At 51.9% G+C, this 14250-nt stretch carries 15 protein-coding genes; 10 read left to right on the forward strand and 5 right to left on the reverse strand.

What is annotated here, in order from left to right:
* The first annotated feature begins 40 nt into the window (after nt 1-40).
* The 9 genes from ttrS to ydhT all read left to right on the forward strand — a co-directional run bounded on the left by ttrS (nt 41) and on the right by ydhT (nt 8972).
* Nucleotides 41-1774 carry a tetrathionate respiration histidine kinase TtrS gene (ttrS, locus tag OGV75_RS15435; protein WP_230675865.1) on the forward strand — a complete coding sequence of 578 codons (1734 nt, stop codon included), beginning with the start codon at nt 41-43 and terminating at the stop codon, nt 1772-1774.
* Nucleotides 1749-2333 carry a tetrathionate respiration response regulator TtrR gene (gene ttrR, locus OGV75_RS15440; protein WP_016156376.1) on the forward strand — a complete coding sequence of 195 codons (585 nt, stop codon included), beginning with the start codon at nt 1749-1751 and terminating at the stop codon, nt 2331-2333. Before ttrS ends, ttrR begins: the two co-directional genes overlap by 26 nt.
* Before the next feature lie 92 nt (nt 2334-2425).
* Nucleotides 2426-2635 carry a fumarate hydratase FumD gene (fumD, locus tag OGV75_RS15445; RefSeq protein ID WP_003029345.1) on the forward strand — a complete coding sequence of 70 codons (210 nt, stop codon included), beginning with the start codon at nt 2426-2428 and terminating at the stop codon, nt 2633-2635.
* 482 nt (nt 2636-3117) lie between these two features.
* Nucleotides 3118-3744: a ferredoxin-like protein gene (locus OGV75_RS15450; RefSeq protein WP_053389347.1), complete on the forward strand. Its 627-nt coding sequence runs from the start codon at nt 3118-3120 to the stop codon at nt 3742-3744.
* Nucleotides 3745-3862: 118 nt separating this feature from the next.
* On the forward strand, nt 3863-5965 hold the full coding sequence (locus tag OGV75_RS15455; RefSeq protein ID WP_046274686.1) for an aldehyde ferredoxin oxidoreductase: 2103 nt from the start codon (nt 3863-3865) through the stop codon (nt 5963-5965).
* A gap of 10 nt (nt 5966-5975) precedes the next feature.
* Nucleotides 5976-6641, forward strand: coding sequence for a YdhW family putative oxidoreductase system protein (locus OGV75_RS15460; protein ID WP_016156378.1), 666 nt, complete (start codon nt 5976-5978; stop codon nt 6639-6641).
* 64 nt (nt 6642-6705) lie between these two features.
* Entirely contained in the window at nt 6706-7374 is a 669-nt protein-coding gene (locus OGV75_RS15465) for a 4Fe-4S dicluster domain-containing protein (RefSeq protein WP_016152923.1), read from the forward strand.
* Nucleotides 7371-8156, forward strand: coding sequence for a thiosulfate reductase cytochrome B subunit (phsC, locus tag OGV75_RS15470; protein WP_053389348.1), 786 nt, complete (start codon nt 7371-7373; stop codon nt 8154-8156). Before OGV75_RS15465 ends, phsC begins: the two co-directional genes overlap by 4 nt.
* Before the next feature lie 51 nt (nt 8157-8207).
* Nucleotides 8208-8972: a protein YdhT gene (gene ydhT / locus OGV75_RS15475; RefSeq protein WP_394810099.1), complete on the forward strand. Its 765-nt coding sequence runs from the start codon at nt 8208-8210 to the stop codon at nt 8970-8972.
* Nucleotides 8973-8981: 9 nt separating this feature from the next.
* Here the strand turns inward: ydhT and OGV75_RS15480 are convergent, their stop codons facing one another.
* The 5 genes from OGV75_RS15480 to OGV75_RS15500 form a co-directional block, all read right to left on the reverse strand.
* Nucleotides 8982-9659, reverse strand: coding sequence for an amino acid ABC transporter permease (locus OGV75_RS15480; RefSeq protein WP_016156380.1), 678 nt, complete (start codon nt 9657-9659; stop codon nt 8982-8984).
* Nucleotides 9649-10434, reverse strand: a complete 786-nt coding sequence (locus OGV75_RS15485) for an amino acid ABC transporter permease (protein WP_115190632.1) — start codon at nt 10432-10434, stop codon at nt 9649-9651. The genes OGV75_RS15480 and OGV75_RS15485 overlap by 11 nt, the downstream gene beginning before the upstream one ends.
* Nucleotides 10434-11252 (reverse strand): amino acid ABC transporter ATP-binding protein, encoded by an 819-nt coding sequence (locus tag OGV75_RS15490; RefSeq protein ID WP_016156382.1) that lies wholly within the window; start codon nt 11250-11252, stop codon nt 10434-10436. The genes OGV75_RS15485 and OGV75_RS15490 overlap by 1 nt, the downstream gene beginning before the upstream one ends.
* A gap of 1 nt (nt 11253) precedes the next feature.
* Nucleotides 11254-12087 carry an ABC transporter substrate-binding protein gene (locus tag OGV75_RS15495; RefSeq protein WP_016156383.1) on the reverse strand — a complete coding sequence of 278 codons (834 nt, stop codon included), beginning with the start codon at nt 12085-12087 and terminating at the stop codon, nt 11254-11256.
* Nucleotides 12088-12291: 204 nt separating this feature from the next.
* Complete coding sequence (locus tag OGV75_RS15500; RefSeq protein ID WP_016152930.1) at nt 12292-12432, reverse strand: hypothetical protein; 141 nt, start codon at nt 12430-12432, stop codon at nt 12292-12294.
* Between the two features lie 331 nt (nt 12433-12763).
* On the opposite strand from OGV75_RS15500, the gene OGV75_RS15505 reads away from it, so the two are divergent.
* On the forward strand, nt 12764-14245 hold the full coding sequence (locus tag OGV75_RS15505) for an APC family permease (RefSeq protein WP_016152931.1): 1482 nt from the start codon (nt 12764-12766) through the stop codon (nt 14243-14245).
* Nucleotides 14246-14250: the final 5 nt, after the last annotated feature.

Raw genomic sequence — 14250 nt, forward strand, 5'->3', positions numbered from 1 at the left:
CAACGTAGCAAAATGTCTGACGGTGCTGGTGTCGCTATGGATGCTAAGCGGTGTGGTCAGGGCTCAGACATGGAACATTGGCGTTTTGGCGATGCGTGGGGAGGTCTCCACGCGTAATCACTGGCAGCCGCTGGAAACCCTGTTGAATCAGCAAATTCCCGGCGAACAGTTTCATATTCAACCGCTGGACCTGCGGCAGATGCAGGAGGCGGTGAATCGTGGAACGGTACAATTTGTGGTCACTAATCCGGCGCAATTTGTTCAACTAAACAGCCGCGCTGCGCTACGCTGGCTGGCGTCACTCCGTTCTACTCGCGGGGGGAAAGCCACCAGTAATGTGATTGGCAGCGCGATCCTCGTCAGGCGCGATAGCGGGATAACCTCCGCACACGATCTGATCGGCAAAACGGTGGGTGCCATTGATGCTCAGGCATTTGGCGGCTATTTGCTGGGATATAAAGCGCTCAGCGATGCCGGGCTGCGCCCGGAGCGCGATTTGCGCCTGACGTTTACCGGATTTCCCGCCGATGCCTTACTCTATTTATTACGCGAAAAAGCCGTGCAGGCGGTGATTGTGCCGGTGTGCCTGCTGGAAAAAATGGACGAAGAAGGGCTTATTCGTAAAACAGATTTTACGGCCGTGCTTAACCATCCTACGTCGATTCCCTGTTTAACCAGTACGCCGCTCTATCCTGACTGGTCATTTGCGGCACTGCCTGCGGTAAGCGACGAGCTGGCCGATCGCGTCACGCGGGCTCTGTTCAACGCGCCGCAAAACGCGACGTTTCGCTGGGGGGCGCCCGCCTCGACCCGCGAGGTGGAAGCGTTACTGCGCGATGTCCGCCAGCATCCGCAGCAGCGCCAGCTGTGGCTGGATGTCAAAAGCTGGTTTATTCAACATCGGCTGGCGATGGGGGCCGCGGCTCTCGTACTGTTGTTGCTGACGCTCAATTACATCTGGGTGATGCTGCTGGTCCGCCGACGCGGCAGGCAATTGGAGCGAAACAACGTATTGTTGCGCAAACAGGAACAGGAGCTGGAAACCGCTCGCCAAATGAGCGTGCTTGGCGAGATGACGTCGGGTTTTGCCCACGAGCTCAATCAGCCGCTATCGGCTATCCGTCATTATGCGCAGGGCTGTCTGATCCGCCTGCGTAGTCAGGATCAACAGCATCCACTGCTGCCCGCGCTGGAGCACATTGATACCCAGGCGCAGCGGGGGGCTGATACGCTGCACAATCTTCGCCAGTGGGTCAGCCAGGCACAGGGCAATCCGGTGATGACCGATGACTGGCAGGTCGTCAACGTTCATGATGCTATTCATCACGTCTGGCAATTATTACGCATGCCACAGCAATTCCCGGCGGTAGCGCTGCAAACGCAGATCGGTAAGGCGTTAACATTAACGTTGCCAAGTGTTCTCCTCGAACAGGTACTGGCCAATGTGGTTCTCAACGCCGCCCAGGCGGGGGCAACCACCGTGTGGTTTAGCGCTCAGCGTGAGGATGGTGATGTGAGTATTCAGGTGCAGGATAACGCCGGAGGTATTGATGAGGTGCAGCTGTACCAGGCTTTTCAACCGTTTATGACCACCCGTAAAGAGGGCATGGGGCTGGGGTTAGCCATTTGTCAGCGGCTGGTGCGCTACGCAAACGGAGACATTGAGATCAAAAATCATCAGGCTCCAGATGAAAAAGCGGGCGTGGTAGTGACATTACATTTTAAGCAAAACCCGGAGGGAGGCCGTCGTGGCAATCATTCATCTGCTGGATGACGATATTGCCGTCACCCAGGCTTGCGCGTTTTTACTGGAAAGTCTGGGATATGAGGTGTGTTGCTGGGAGCAAGGCGAAACATTCCTCACCGAGGCAAATCTGCATCAGGTGGGCGTACTTTTGCTGGATATGCGTATGCCTGTACTGGATGGGCATGCTGTGCATGAAGCCATGCGCCAGCGTGAGAGTACGCTGGCGGTGGTATTTCTCACCGGGCATGGCGATGTGCCGATGGCGGTTGAGCAAATGAAACGCGGTGCGGTCGATTTTTTGCAAAAGCCGGTTTCCGCCGCGCCTCTGCAAGCGGCGTTAGAGCATGCAGTGCAGATTTCTCACGCCGCCTTTTCGCGACAAGAGATCGTGGTTTGCTATCAGCAGCTTACGCCAAAGGAGCGAGAACTGGCGCAACTGGTAGCAAAAGGGTTAATGAATCGGGAAATTGCTGATGCTATGAATATTGCCGTGCGCACGGTTGAGGTTCATCGGGCCCGGGTGATGGAAAAAATGCAGGCGGGGAGTCTTGCTGAACTGGTTAATCGACTGCAGAGGATTCAGTAAATTTATGACATTTATTTGATTTTCATTGAATTTTGTCTAATCCGTCAGACTGATATATGCTGTTGGTTTGAGTTAATGACGAGCGGGAAAAAATGGGAAATCAGACCAAAGACGATGAGTTGTACCGTGAAATGTGCAGAGTAGTCGGTAAAGTAGTGCTGGAAATGCGCGATCTGGGACAAGAGCCTAAGCATATCGTCATTGCGGGAGTACTGAGAACCACCCTCGCCAACCAGCGCGTGAAGCGCAGCGAGTTAGAAAAACAGGCTATTGAGACCGTAATTAAAGCATTAGCCGGTTAATCCACAAAAAGAGGATGGTGGTCTCGTTCGCCGTCCTTTTATTCTCGTCACGTTAATTTATCAATATATATAATTTAGTGCTGCAATTAGAGGCGTAATCTTCGCTGTATATTAAGTTATATTCCGAGTGATATATTAAAATATATATGCGAGTAGAGTCACAAATATTTGCAAAGCATGTGAAATATTATTTCAACTTATCTTAATGATAATAAATCTCACTCCACATTAATTATTTCCCTTCCGTTTTTTAATTGATGACGATCAAAACTATGAGCGCTGAATAACCACATTATCTTTACGCCTAACCCTAAAGGATTAGATTCATTCAGTTTAACCACCGTCATTTTACGCGATCAGGTTAGGGCAAAAATTTACGTGTTGTTGGCAACATTAACCGCCCGAAATGGCTTGAGCTGCACGGGTTTAATTTAGCCTGGAGGTGTTGCTAACACAGCGTTTGCGAAGAGGATGCGAAATAAATGAATCAGGTTGATCGTCAATTTTTAGATTGTGGTTTAACGCGGCTTGAATTTCTGCGGATATCAGGAAAAGGTTTGGCGGGATTAACCATCGCCCCTGCACTGTTATCACTTTTTGGTTGTAAGCAGGAAGATATCGACAGCGGTACCGTGGGGCTTATCAATACGCCGAAAGGGGTGCTGGTGACCCAGCGAGCGCGCTGTACTGGCTGCCACCGCTGTGAAATTTCCTGTACCAATTATAACGATGGTGCCGTGGGGACTTTCTTTTCCCGTATAAAAATCCATCGCAACTTCTTCTTTGGCGATGATGGCGTCGGGTCCGGTGGCGGACTGTATGGCGATTTAAACTATACCGCTGATACCTGTCGTCAGTGCAAAGATCCGCAATGCATGAAGGTCTGCCCCATTGGCGCTATTACCTGGAAACAGGAAGACGGCTGTATTGCGGTGGATCATAAACGTTGTATTGGCTGCAGTGCTTGTACCACCGCCTGCCCGTGGATGATGGCGACCGTGAATACCGAAACAAAAAAATCCTCAAAATGTGTGTTATGTGGGGAGTGCGCCAATGCTTGTCCGACTGGGGCATTAAAAATTATCGAGTGGAAAGATATTACTGTTTGATAGATAGCAGGTATGCCTGATACGCGCCATTAATTGCCAAAAATATCGCAGTTTTGCAAAAAAACTGCCTGAAGGATGGCGGGTATATCTATTAAACCTTCTTGCAAAGGAAAACATGATGGCTAATGGTTGGACAGGTAATATTTTACGGGTCAATCTCACCACGGGGAATATCACCCTTGAAGATTCCAGTAAATTTAAAAAATTTGTCGGCGGGATGGGCTTTGGTTATAAAATTATGTACGACGAAGTTCCGCCAGGCACCATGCCTTTCGATGAAGGGAATAAACTGGTTTTCGCCACCGGGCCATTAACGGGCTCTGGTGCCCCTTGTAGCTCCCGCGTCAATATCACCTCCTTATCGACTTTTACCAAAGGCAATTTAGTGGTGGATGCTCATATGGGCGGCTTCTTTGCTGCGCAAATGAAATTCGCCGGTTACGACGCCATTATTATCGAAGGCAAGTCCGCGACGCCTGTCTGGATCAACATTAAAGACGAAAAGGTCAGCATCGAAAAAGCCGATTTCCTGTGGGGTAAGGGAACGCGCGCCACAACCGAAGAGATTTGCCGCATTACCAGCCCGGAAACCTGCGTCGCCGCTATTGGTCAGGCGGGTGAAAATCTGGTGCCGCTCTCCTGCATGATCAACAGTCGCAACCACAGCGGAGGCGCAGGTACTGGCGCGGTAATGGGGTCGAAAAACCTGAAGGCTATTGCGGTAGAAGGGACCAAAGGGGTCAATATTGCCGATCGTAAAGAGATGAAGCGGCTCAATGATTACATGATGACCGAGCTCATCGGTGCCAACAACAACCACGTTGTGCCAAGCACCCCGCAGGCCTGGGCAGAATACTCTTCGCCAAACTCGCGCTGGACGGCCCGTAAGGGACTGTTCTGGGGCGCGGCAGAAGGGGGACCAATCGAAACCGGGGAAATCCCGCCGGGTAACCAGAATACCGTGGGTTTCCGTACCTATAAATCCGTGTTCGATCTGGGGCCAGCCGCTGAGAAATACACGGTCAAAATGAGCGGCTGCCATTCATGCCCCATTCGCTGTATGTCGCAGCTCAATGTCCCGCGGGTGAAAGATTTTGGCGTGCCAAGTACCGGCGGTAACACCTGCGTGGCGAACTTTGTCCACACCACCATTTTCCCCAATGGCCCGAAAGATTTCGACGATAAAGACGATGGGCGCGTGGTGGGAAATCTGATTGGTCTGAACCTGTTTGATGATTATGGCATCTGGTGTAACTACGGGCAGTTGCACCGTGATTTTACTTACTGCTATTCGAAAGGCGTCTTTAAGCGCGTACTGCCAGCTGAAGAGTATGCGGAGATCCGCTGGGATCAGCTGGAAGCGGGCGATCCTCATTTTATTAAGGATTTTTACTACCGGTTGGCGCATCGCGTGGGGGAACTCAGCCATCTTGCGGACGGATCGTATGCCATTGCTGAACGCTGGGATTTGGGCGAAGAGTACTGGGGTTATGCCAAAAATAAACTGTGGTCGCCGTTTGGTTTCCCTGTCCACCATGCAAACGAGGCCTCTGCACAGGTGGGGGCTATCACCAACTGTATGTTTAACCGTGACTGTATGGCGCACACCCATATCAACTTCATCGGTTCCGGTTTACCGCTGAAATTACAGCGCGAAGTGGCGGGCGAGCTATTTGGTTCGCAGGATGCATACGACGAAACCAAAAACTACACCCCGATCAATGCCGCCAAGATCAAATACGCCAAATGGACGCTGCTGAAAGTCTGCCTGCATAACGCGGTTACGCTGTGCAACTGGGTGTGGCCGATGACGGTTTCACCACTCAAGAGCCGTAACTATCGCGGAGATTTGGATCTGGAAGCAAAATTCTTCCAGGCGGTCACCGGCGATGAAACCACGCAGGAGAGTCTGGACCTGGCCGCTGAACGCATCTTTACCCTGCACCGTGCCTATACGGTCAAATTGATGCAAACCAAAGATATGCGCAATGAGCACGATCTCATCTGCTCCTGGGTGTTTGATAAAGATCCGAAGATCCCGGTCTTCACTGAAGGGACCGACAAGATGGACCGGGAAGATATGCGTCAGTCGCTGACGATGTTCTATCAGGAAATGGGCTGGGATCCAGAGCTGGGTTGCCCAACGCGTGAAACCCTGAACCGACTCGGACTTGAAGATGTAGCCGCTGATTTGGCTGCACAAGATCTGTTGCCGGCGTAAGGAATGCGAGATGACTAACGTGAGCGACGTTCTGACCCCCGTTGAGGCGTTTCCTGACGAAGTGGATAGCCGAAAGAGACAGTGGCTGCAGGCGTTTCACCCGCCTGTAGAACAGATGAATGCGCCCCAGGTTCAGGAACCAGCCAGCCCGGAGTTGATTGTGGCAGATTTTATCCGTCAGCATTCAGCATCGGGGCAACTGGTGGCGCGCAGTGTCTTTTTGCTGCCGCCTTATTCGGTTCCTGAAACCGATCTTTCCGCGCTGCTGGATGTGCTGGGCCAGGACGCGAATGGTGCGGATATCACCTGTGTGCAGGGTGCGGAAGAAGCATATTTCTATTCGACGCAAACCATGACGGCAAATTACGCCGACATGTGTGTGCAGGTGGTGGAAAACGACATCTGCCGTGCGATTGCCGAGGCGGTACGCTTCGACTGTCGAACGTATCCTCGCCCTTATAAGGTCGCCATGTTGACGCAACCGCCGTATCGCTTTGAGTCTCAACAGATTGCCGCTGCGCTCACGGCCATGGAAACGCATCCCGATTATGCAGATATACGGACTGTGGAATCGTCAAATGCGGAGCCTTATTTGTTCAGCGAACGTTTTATGAGTTATGGCAAAGCGTACGGCCTGTGCGAATGGCTTGAGGTTGAGCAGTATCAGAACCCCTGAATTATTCAGGTTGATGTCATGGAACGTGTGGACGACCACTGTCACAGTATTAGAGGATAACCCGATGTCCTTCACCCGACGAAAATTTGTCATTGGCATGGGGACGGTGATTTTTTTCACTGGCCCAGGTCAAAATCTGTTAGCGAGTACCAGGAGTTCTAAAGACGTACATTACGTCATGATTCACGATGAATCACTGTGTAACGGATGTAATATCTGCGCCCGCGCATGCAGGAAAACCAACCATGTTCCTGCGCAGGGTAGCCGTTTGTCGATAGCTCATATTCCGGTTTCGGACAACGACAACGAAACGCTGTATCACTACTTCCGTCAGTCCTGCCAGCACTGTGATGATGCTCCCTGTATTGAGGTGTGTCCGACCGGCGCCTCATGGCGAGATGACAACGGCATTGTGCGGGTAGACACGTCTTCCTGTATCGGCTGCAGTTACTGTATTGGCGCGTGTCCTTATCAGGTGCGCTATCTCAACCCGCAGACCAAAGTGGCGGATAAATGCGACTTCTGCGCTGAATCTCGTCTGGCGAAAGGTTTCCCGCCGATCTGTGTTAACGCCTGCCCGGAACATGCGCTGATTTTTGGTCGCGAAGATAGCCCGGAAATTCAGACCTGGTTGAGAGAAAATAAGTATTACGAGCATCAACTTGCAGGCGCCGGGAAACCCCATCTGTATCGTCGGTTCGGTCAACATTTGATTAAAAAGGAAAATGTATGAACGCGTCGCAGAATGCCGAACAGTTTCACGCCCAGCTTGCGCAGTATGTTCCCCTGTTTTCACCGGACTACTGGCCTGTGTGGTTGGTCATCGCCGGGTTAATGCTGGTGGGGATGTGGCTGGTGCTGGCGCTACACGCCATGCTGCGCTTTCGGGCCGCGCATAAAGTGTCGGCAGGGCACGGTGAGAAAGTCTATTTATACTCGAAGGCCGTTCGTTTGTGGCACTGGTCGAATGCGCTGCTATTTCTGCTACTTCTGGTCAGTGGCCTGGTCAATCACTTCTCCGCTGTCAGTGCGTCGGTGATGAAAAGCCTGCTTACCGTGCATGAGGTCTGCGGCTTTTTGCTGCTTGCCTGCTGGATTGGCTTTGTCCTGATCAATCTGATTGGCGGCAACGGGCATCACTATATTATTCAACGTCAGGGCTGGATCGGACGAGCGCAAATACAAACGCGTTTTTACCTGTTTGGCATTATGCAGGGCGAGTCACACCCATTCCCGGCATCAAAGCGTTGTAAATTCAACCCGCTACAGCAGGCGGCCTATGTTGGCGTGATGTACGGCTTACTGCCACTGCTGCTGATCTCAGGGTTGTTATCGCTCTATCCGACGGTTGTCGGTGACCTGTTCCCCGGCGTGCGTTACTGGTTGCTCCAGGCGCACTTCGCGCTGGCAATAATCAGTCTGTTTTTCATTTTTGGGCATCTTTATCTCTGCACGACAGGTCGTACGCCGGGCGAAACCTTCAAGTGTATGGTGGATGGCTATCACCGGCATTAAGCGATGATGATTACGCGAAGTGACTTACGGGCCTGGCGCGTTGGGCCCGTAATGTATCGCTGGTTTCTACGCGCGTTTCCAACTGGCGGAAGCTATGCTGATGTCCATCGTGCGCTCCAGCGGGATGGGTATACAGACTGGGCAAATAGCCTGGTGGAATACGGTTGGTCAAAATGGCGGGAAGAGGCGAGTTTTGCCCAGCAGGATATTCGCGCGATGGGGAATATTTCCCGTGTGCAAACGGCGGGGGAAATCAGCCCTCCGCTGGCGAGTGCGGAAGATAATGCCCGATTCAGTTGTGCAGGCGATAACGTTAAAATCACCAGCGCCGGGTATGCCGCACAGATCGCCAGCGCAGGTTACAGCGCACGTATTGGTAGCGTAGGCTATAACGCGCATATCGGCAGTTCAGGCGATCGCGGGCGAATTGCGGTTGCGGGAAATTCGGCACGTATCAGTAGCGTGGGTGACGGGACGCGTATCGCCAGTACCGGCATGCGCGTACGCATCAGTTCGCTCGGCGACAGAAATCGGATTGCTTGCGGTGGTGATTTAACTCAGTTGGCCTGTTTTGGCGCAGAGTCTAAAATCGCCAACTGCGCCGACAACATCCACATTATTGCCAGCGGAGAGAACGCCGTTGTTGCCAGTACCGGTGTTGTCGATTCGATAATACTCGGTCCCGGCGGCTGCGCGGCGCTAGCCTATCACGATGGCGAGAGAATGCGTTTTGCGCTTGCCGTTGAGGGGGAAAATAACATTCGGGCGGGCGTGAAATATCGGCTCAACGAAGACCACCAGTTTGTGGAATGTTGAGCCGTGATCTCATTTTAACGCGAAGCGGCGTTGGGTGATTTTCTCCAGACTCAGGCACAGTAGGTAATAGACCAGTCCCGTAAAAATAAAAATGGCTGCCGGATAGATTTGTACCCGGCTGTTAACCTGACCCGCAACCGTTGTGAGTTCCGGCACGTTAACGATAAACGCCAGCGATGTGTCCTTCAGTAATCCAATAAAAATCCCCGTCAGCGATGGCAGTACGTTACGCAGCACCTGCGGCAATAAGATAAGCCACAGGGCCTGATACGGGCGAAAACCCTGAACCACGGCAGCATCATATTGCCCGCCAGGCAGCGCGCTAATTCCTGCATACACTGAGTGCATGACCGAGGCGGCGGTGAACCATGCCAGCGCCAGCGTCACGGTAACGGCTCCGGGGAGATCGCTTCCGGTCAGCATGGGTAGCAAATACCACATCCAGAAAATCACAAAGATTAGCGGAATGCCGCGAATAAACTCCGCCCAGATAAACAACCCGTTGCGAACCGTGCCAGGAAAACGCCAGGCGCAGCAGGCAAGAACTATCCCACCAGGCAAGGCCAGCAGCGCCGCGCCGAGAGCCATCAACAAAGTGAGCAGAACGCCGCCGGGTTGTCCCTGGGCCACCCGTCCCCACAGGAGATAATCAAGATTGTCGGTAATGACCGAAATGTTAGCGATCATGCAGTGTGCTCCTGACGCTGAAGATACGCGTTTTAACCTTGGACGATTTACCCGATGCAGGCCGTGGGCCAAGACGCGTAAGCAGCATACCCAGAATGATGCCGGTGAACAGATAGAGCGCAGTGCCAACAGCAAAGGCTTCCAGCGCGTGCGCGTTGTAGCTCTCAATTTGCCTCACCTGGTAGGTTAGCTCAGCAAATCCAATACCACTGGCAAGCGAGGAAAGTTTCATCAGGTTAAGGTATTGCCCAACAATGGGTTGCCAGGCGTTCGCCAGTCCCTGAGGAAGCAGAATGTGACGAAACGTCGCCCAGGATGAAAAACCCTGCGCCACGGCAGCCTCACGTTGTCCGGCATAAACCGCCTGTAAACCAGAGGCGATCTCCTCGACCAAAAATGCCGAGGTAAATATGCCCAGCCCCCATGCTGAACAGATAAACTCTGGTGTTAACCACCAGACATCGCCTGGCAGAATAGACCAGGGATGCTCTGCATTGATGAAGGTAATGACGTTGCGGGGCAGCCAGTTCCATGCGGCAAAATACCAGAACATCAGTTGCACCAGTAAAGGCGTGTTGCGAAACACCGAAACCCATACACTGACCACCGCTTTGTTGAAGCGATGGCCCGTCAGACGCAGGCCGAGTAGGAAGATGGCAATGAGCGTGGCGAGTACGACACCTGCCAGTGTCACCCAGAGCGTGGTGAGAAAACCGGAAATTATCCATTGCAGAGGTTGCCCGCTCAGCACTCCCTGCCAGTCCATTGCAAGCATTATAGCGATGACTCCTGGTGTAACGGGTCGAGCACTTTTTTCAGGAAACGCTGGGTTCTCGGGTGCTGTGGTCGGGTGAAAAAATCCTCCGGCGCGGCCACTTCAAGAATTTCTCCGCCATCGATGAATACCACGCGATCGGCAATCTCACGGGCAAAATGCATTTCATGGGTCACGACGATCATGGTGATACCGCTGTGGGCCAGGTTTTTCATCACCTGTAATACCTCGCCGATCATTTCCGGATCCAGCGCGGAGGTGGGTTCATCAAACAGAAGGATTTGTGGCGATGAGGCCAGCGCGCGGGCGATGGCCACGCGCTGTTGCTGCCCACCGGACAACTGTGCGGCATAGGCGCTCGCTTTTTCTGCCAGTCCCACCTGATCCAGCAATTCGAGTGCCCGACGCGCGGCTGCCGCCTTGTTCCAGCCGTGAACATATTCCAGCGCCAGCGAGATGTTCTGATGCGCTGTCAGATGCGAATAGAGATTGAATTGCTGAAAAACGAAACCGATACGGCTGCGTAACTGGCGTAATGCTGCCCCGCGCAACTGACTAATTGGTTTGTCATCAATGAAAATCTCGCCACCGCTGAGCGACTCAAGCTGGTTGATAAGGCGTATAAGCGTGGATTTTCCCGAGCCAGAAGGGCCCAGAATAGTCACCACTTCACCGGGTTCAACTGACAGGCTGACGCCGTTAAGTACGGTGTGAGTGTCAAACTGTTTGATGACATTGCGCAGTTCGACGCTTGCCTGGCGCAAATGGTTAAAATCCGCCGCGGAAACTGCACAACGATGAAACAGGGCTGAGAGCATATTACTTCGCTTCTATTTTAAAGGCGCGGGGTTGCGGATTTTTGGTTTCAGGGCCAAACCAGACATCATAAATTTTTGCCGCCTGCCCGGTAGATTCCAGCCTCAAAAGCTCATCATTGACGGCTTTTAACAGCGCTGGCTCACCTTTTTTCACTCCCACGCCAATCTCTTCTTTGCTCAACAGGTCAGGCAGAATTTTGAAATCTGCTTTATCCGGCGCACCGCTTAATAGACCGGCCAGAATCGTACTGTCTTGGGTGATGGCCTGAACATTGCCATTGCGTAGCGCGGTTAACGCCAGTGGAATATCGTCGTAGGCCAGCACACGTGACTGCGGGAAGCGCTGATGTAGCGCCTGCTCACCGGTAGTGCCTTTCACCGCACCGATTCGCGCTTTGCTGTATGCATCGAGCTGGTCCGGGGATTTGGCCGGTACCAGGAACTGCTGCCCGGTAACAAAATAGGGGACGGAGAAGTCAATGACCTGCGCCCGCTCAGGCGTAATCGTGATATCCGCCACGATTAAATCGGCTTTACCGGATTGTAATAATGGAATGCGGTTTGCCGGATTAGTCGCCACCAGTTCCAGTTTTACGCCGAGGGATTTTGCCAGCGCTTCAGCAAAATCAACGTCATAGCCGACAATCTTATGCGTTTTGGCATCGATGGAGCCAAACGGCGGATTCGCGTCGAATGTCGCAACTTTTACTACACCTGCGGCTTTGATATCGGCCAGTTGGTCAGCCTGAGCCTGCGAGGCGGCAATGCCGGTGGCCAGCAGCACACCGAGTGCAAGCAGTGTTTTTTTAGCGCGGTAAGTTTTCGTTGCCATCATGATGTAAATCCCTGTCGTTTTTGGTTTGTGCTTTTTACGCTCCCATAACTTACGTTCAGGACAAAATAAGAAAAAATTCTTATCTATTTACAAAATGTTATTAGTGAAAGCGGTGTTAACAATGGGTAAACGCAATGGGAAATGTAGATAAGAGGAGGGGCATAGTCTGGCGGTAAAAAAACCGGCATTGCGCCGGTTTGGAAATCAGATTTTACAGGCGTCGCCGCAGTCATTATCAGCAATAATGTCCTGCGCTTTCTTGTCAGCATCTTCCAGACGTTCAGCATTACGCTCTTGCGCTTCTTCCAGTCCATCAAAGACCAGATTATCGAGATCAATTTCCATCATTCACCTGCTCAGGTTCAGCGTTTAACATCACATTATTATATTGCAAAAATGTTGCTTAACAGCAGCGATTCTTGCTACTTAGCGTCGAACTCAATTCGGGGTGCCTGTTTACCCGTCAATTGACCAACAGTTCGCCATTGCTAAAGAACCGTGAAGCGTAAATACCGAAAAATGCTTGTGCCCTCGACTGTTCTACTCCCACTTTTTCATTAACGTGATGCGCGATCATTTTTAACAAATTAGCGACAAAATCACTATACATATAACTTAATATCTTTTATACATTAATTGTTCAACCCTGCGACTATTCCACAAAAGAGAAAGCTATATGGAACAGACACCTGATAAGAAAAACGATAATTTTCAAAAAGATGGCAAAGAACAGTTCAATCGCTCGATCGGTCTTATTTCAAACTTTGCGTTGGGTTTTACCTACCTTTCGCCGCTTACCGCCGTCTATTCGCTGTTTGCACTGGCCGTAACGCTGGCGGGGCCGCCCGCAGTCTGGTGGATTTTAATCGTCGCATGTGGACAACTTTTAGTGGCGTTGGTGTTTGGTGAGGTCGCTTCCCAGTATCCGATAACCGGCGGGCTTTATCCGTGGGCCAGAAGGTTATGGGGCAAGAAATATGCGTGGATCGCTGCCTGGATTTACCTGTGGGCACTGGTGGTCACCATTACGTCAATCGCGGAATATACTTCAACATTTGTTGAGTCGCTCTTTCACTATGGTCAGACGCCAGCCACTATGTTGGCGACTTCCGTCCTGCTGCTGCTTTTGATGATGGCTGTTAATATGTCCGGGACTAAAAATCTGGCTCGGGTCGCAAAAATTGGCTTCTGGTGTGAAATCGTTAGCGTGATTGCGCTGGGAATTTATCTGCTGATATTCCACCGTTCGCAGCCATTCTCCGTAATTTTTGATTCGATGGGCGTGCTGGCGCATGACGGCAGCTATTCCACCGCATTTATGTCTGCCGCGCTGATGGGGCTGTTTATGTTCTTTGGCTTTGAGGCCTGTGGTAACGTTGCGGAAGAGGTACAGAATCCAAGTAAAAAGATCCCGGTTGCGATGATTTTAAGCATCGTATTTGGTGCGATTTCGGCGATTATTTCCGTCATGGGATATCTCCTGGCTTCACCAAATCTGGTCAGTATCGTGAATGGCAAAACGTCTGATCCCATTCCGGCCATCCTTAATGAAGCACTTGGTGAAACTGGCGCAACTATCTTTATCATCGTCGCGATTGTGGCGATGCTGTCGTGCATTTTGTCTCTGCAGGCTGCGTTAAGCCGTCTTATCTTTTCTTTCTCCCGCGACAGAATGCTGCCGGGAAGTGAGTGGATGTCAAAGATCTCTAAAAATGGCGTTCCGGATAATGCGATGGTTGTTAGCTGTCTGCTGCCAGTCATCATCTGCGTTTGGGTCTATTTCCAGCCAGACAATCTGTCGCGTATTACCGCGTTTGCCGTCATCGGTATTTATATCTCGTTCCAGATGGTTGTGCTTGCCGCACTGCGCCAGCGCCTGAAAGGCTGGAAACCGGCAGGGGAGTGGACCATTGGCGGTTGGGGCGTGATTGTGAACGTGCTGGCGCTAGCCTATGGATTGTGTGGGATCTGGTTGTTGGCGCAACCGGCAGACAGCAGCGATTTCATCGACCGTTGGACGGTACTGTTCGGCCTGGCGATTGTCGTTGGCTCCGGGCTTATCTATATGTTCCTGACCCGACCGTTTGGTCGCTCTGCGGCTCCGGAAAACGACGCCATTGCCTACGCTAACAAGCTGAATATGGGGCAGGATAACTAAATACT

This window comes from Citrobacter sp. Cb028 (assembly GCF_030336705.1).
Lineage (GTDB): Bacteria > Pseudomonadota > Gammaproteobacteria > Enterobacterales > Enterobacteriaceae > Citrobacter > Citrobacter braakii.

Coding starts and splice junctions, on each gene's coding strand:
- ttrS (WP_230675865.1), top strand. CDS start 41: ATGCTAAGCGGTGTGGTCAGGGCTCAGACATGGAACATTGGCGTTTTG.
- fumD (WP_003029345.1), top strand. CDS start 2,426: ATGGGAAATCAGACCAAAGACGATGAGTTGTACCGTGAAATGTGCAGA.
- OGV75_RS15450 (WP_053389347.1), top strand. CDS start 3,118: ATGAATCAGGTTGATCGTCAATTTTTAGATTGTGGTTTAACGCGGCTT.
- OGV75_RS15455 (WP_046274686.1), top strand. CDS start 3,863: ATGGCTAATGGTTGGACAGGTAATATTTTACGGGTCAATCTCACCACG.
- OGV75_RS15460 (WP_016156378.1), top strand. CDS start 5,976: ATGACTAACGTGAGCGACGTTCTGACCCCCGTTGAGGCGTTTCCTGAC.
- OGV75_RS15465 (WP_016152923.1), top strand. CDS start 6,706: ATGTCCTTCACCCGACGAAAATTTGTCATTGGCATGGGGACGGTGATT.
- phsC (WP_053389348.1), top strand. CDS start 7,371: ATGAACGCGTCGCAGAATGCCGAACAGTTTCACGCCCAGCTTGCGCAG.
- ydhT (WP_394810099.1), top strand. CDS start 8,208: ATGTATCGCTGGTTTCTACGCGCGTTTCCAACTGGCGGAAGCTATGCT.
- OGV75_RS15480 (WP_016156380.1), bottom strand. CDS start 9,659: ATGATCGCTAACATTTCGGTCATTACCGACAATCTTGATTATCTCCTG.
- OGV75_RS15485 (WP_115190632.1), bottom strand. CDS start 10,434: ATGCTTGCAATGGACTGGCAGGGAGTGCTGAGCGGGCAACCTCTGCAA.
- OGV75_RS15490 (WP_016156382.1), bottom strand. CDS start 11,252: ATGCTCTCAGCCCTGTTTCATCGTTGTGCAGTTTCCGCGGCGGATTTT.
- OGV75_RS15495 (WP_016156383.1), bottom strand. CDS start 12,087: ATGATGGCAACGAAAACTTACCGCGCTAAAAAAACACTGCTTGCACTC.
- OGV75_RS15500 (WP_016152930.1), bottom strand. CDS start 12,432: ATGGAAATTGATCTCGATAATCTGGTCTTTGATGGACTGGAAGAAGCG.
- OGV75_RS15505 (WP_016152931.1), top strand. CDS start 12,764: ATGGAACAGACACCTGATAAGAAAAACGATAATTTTCAAAAAGATGGC.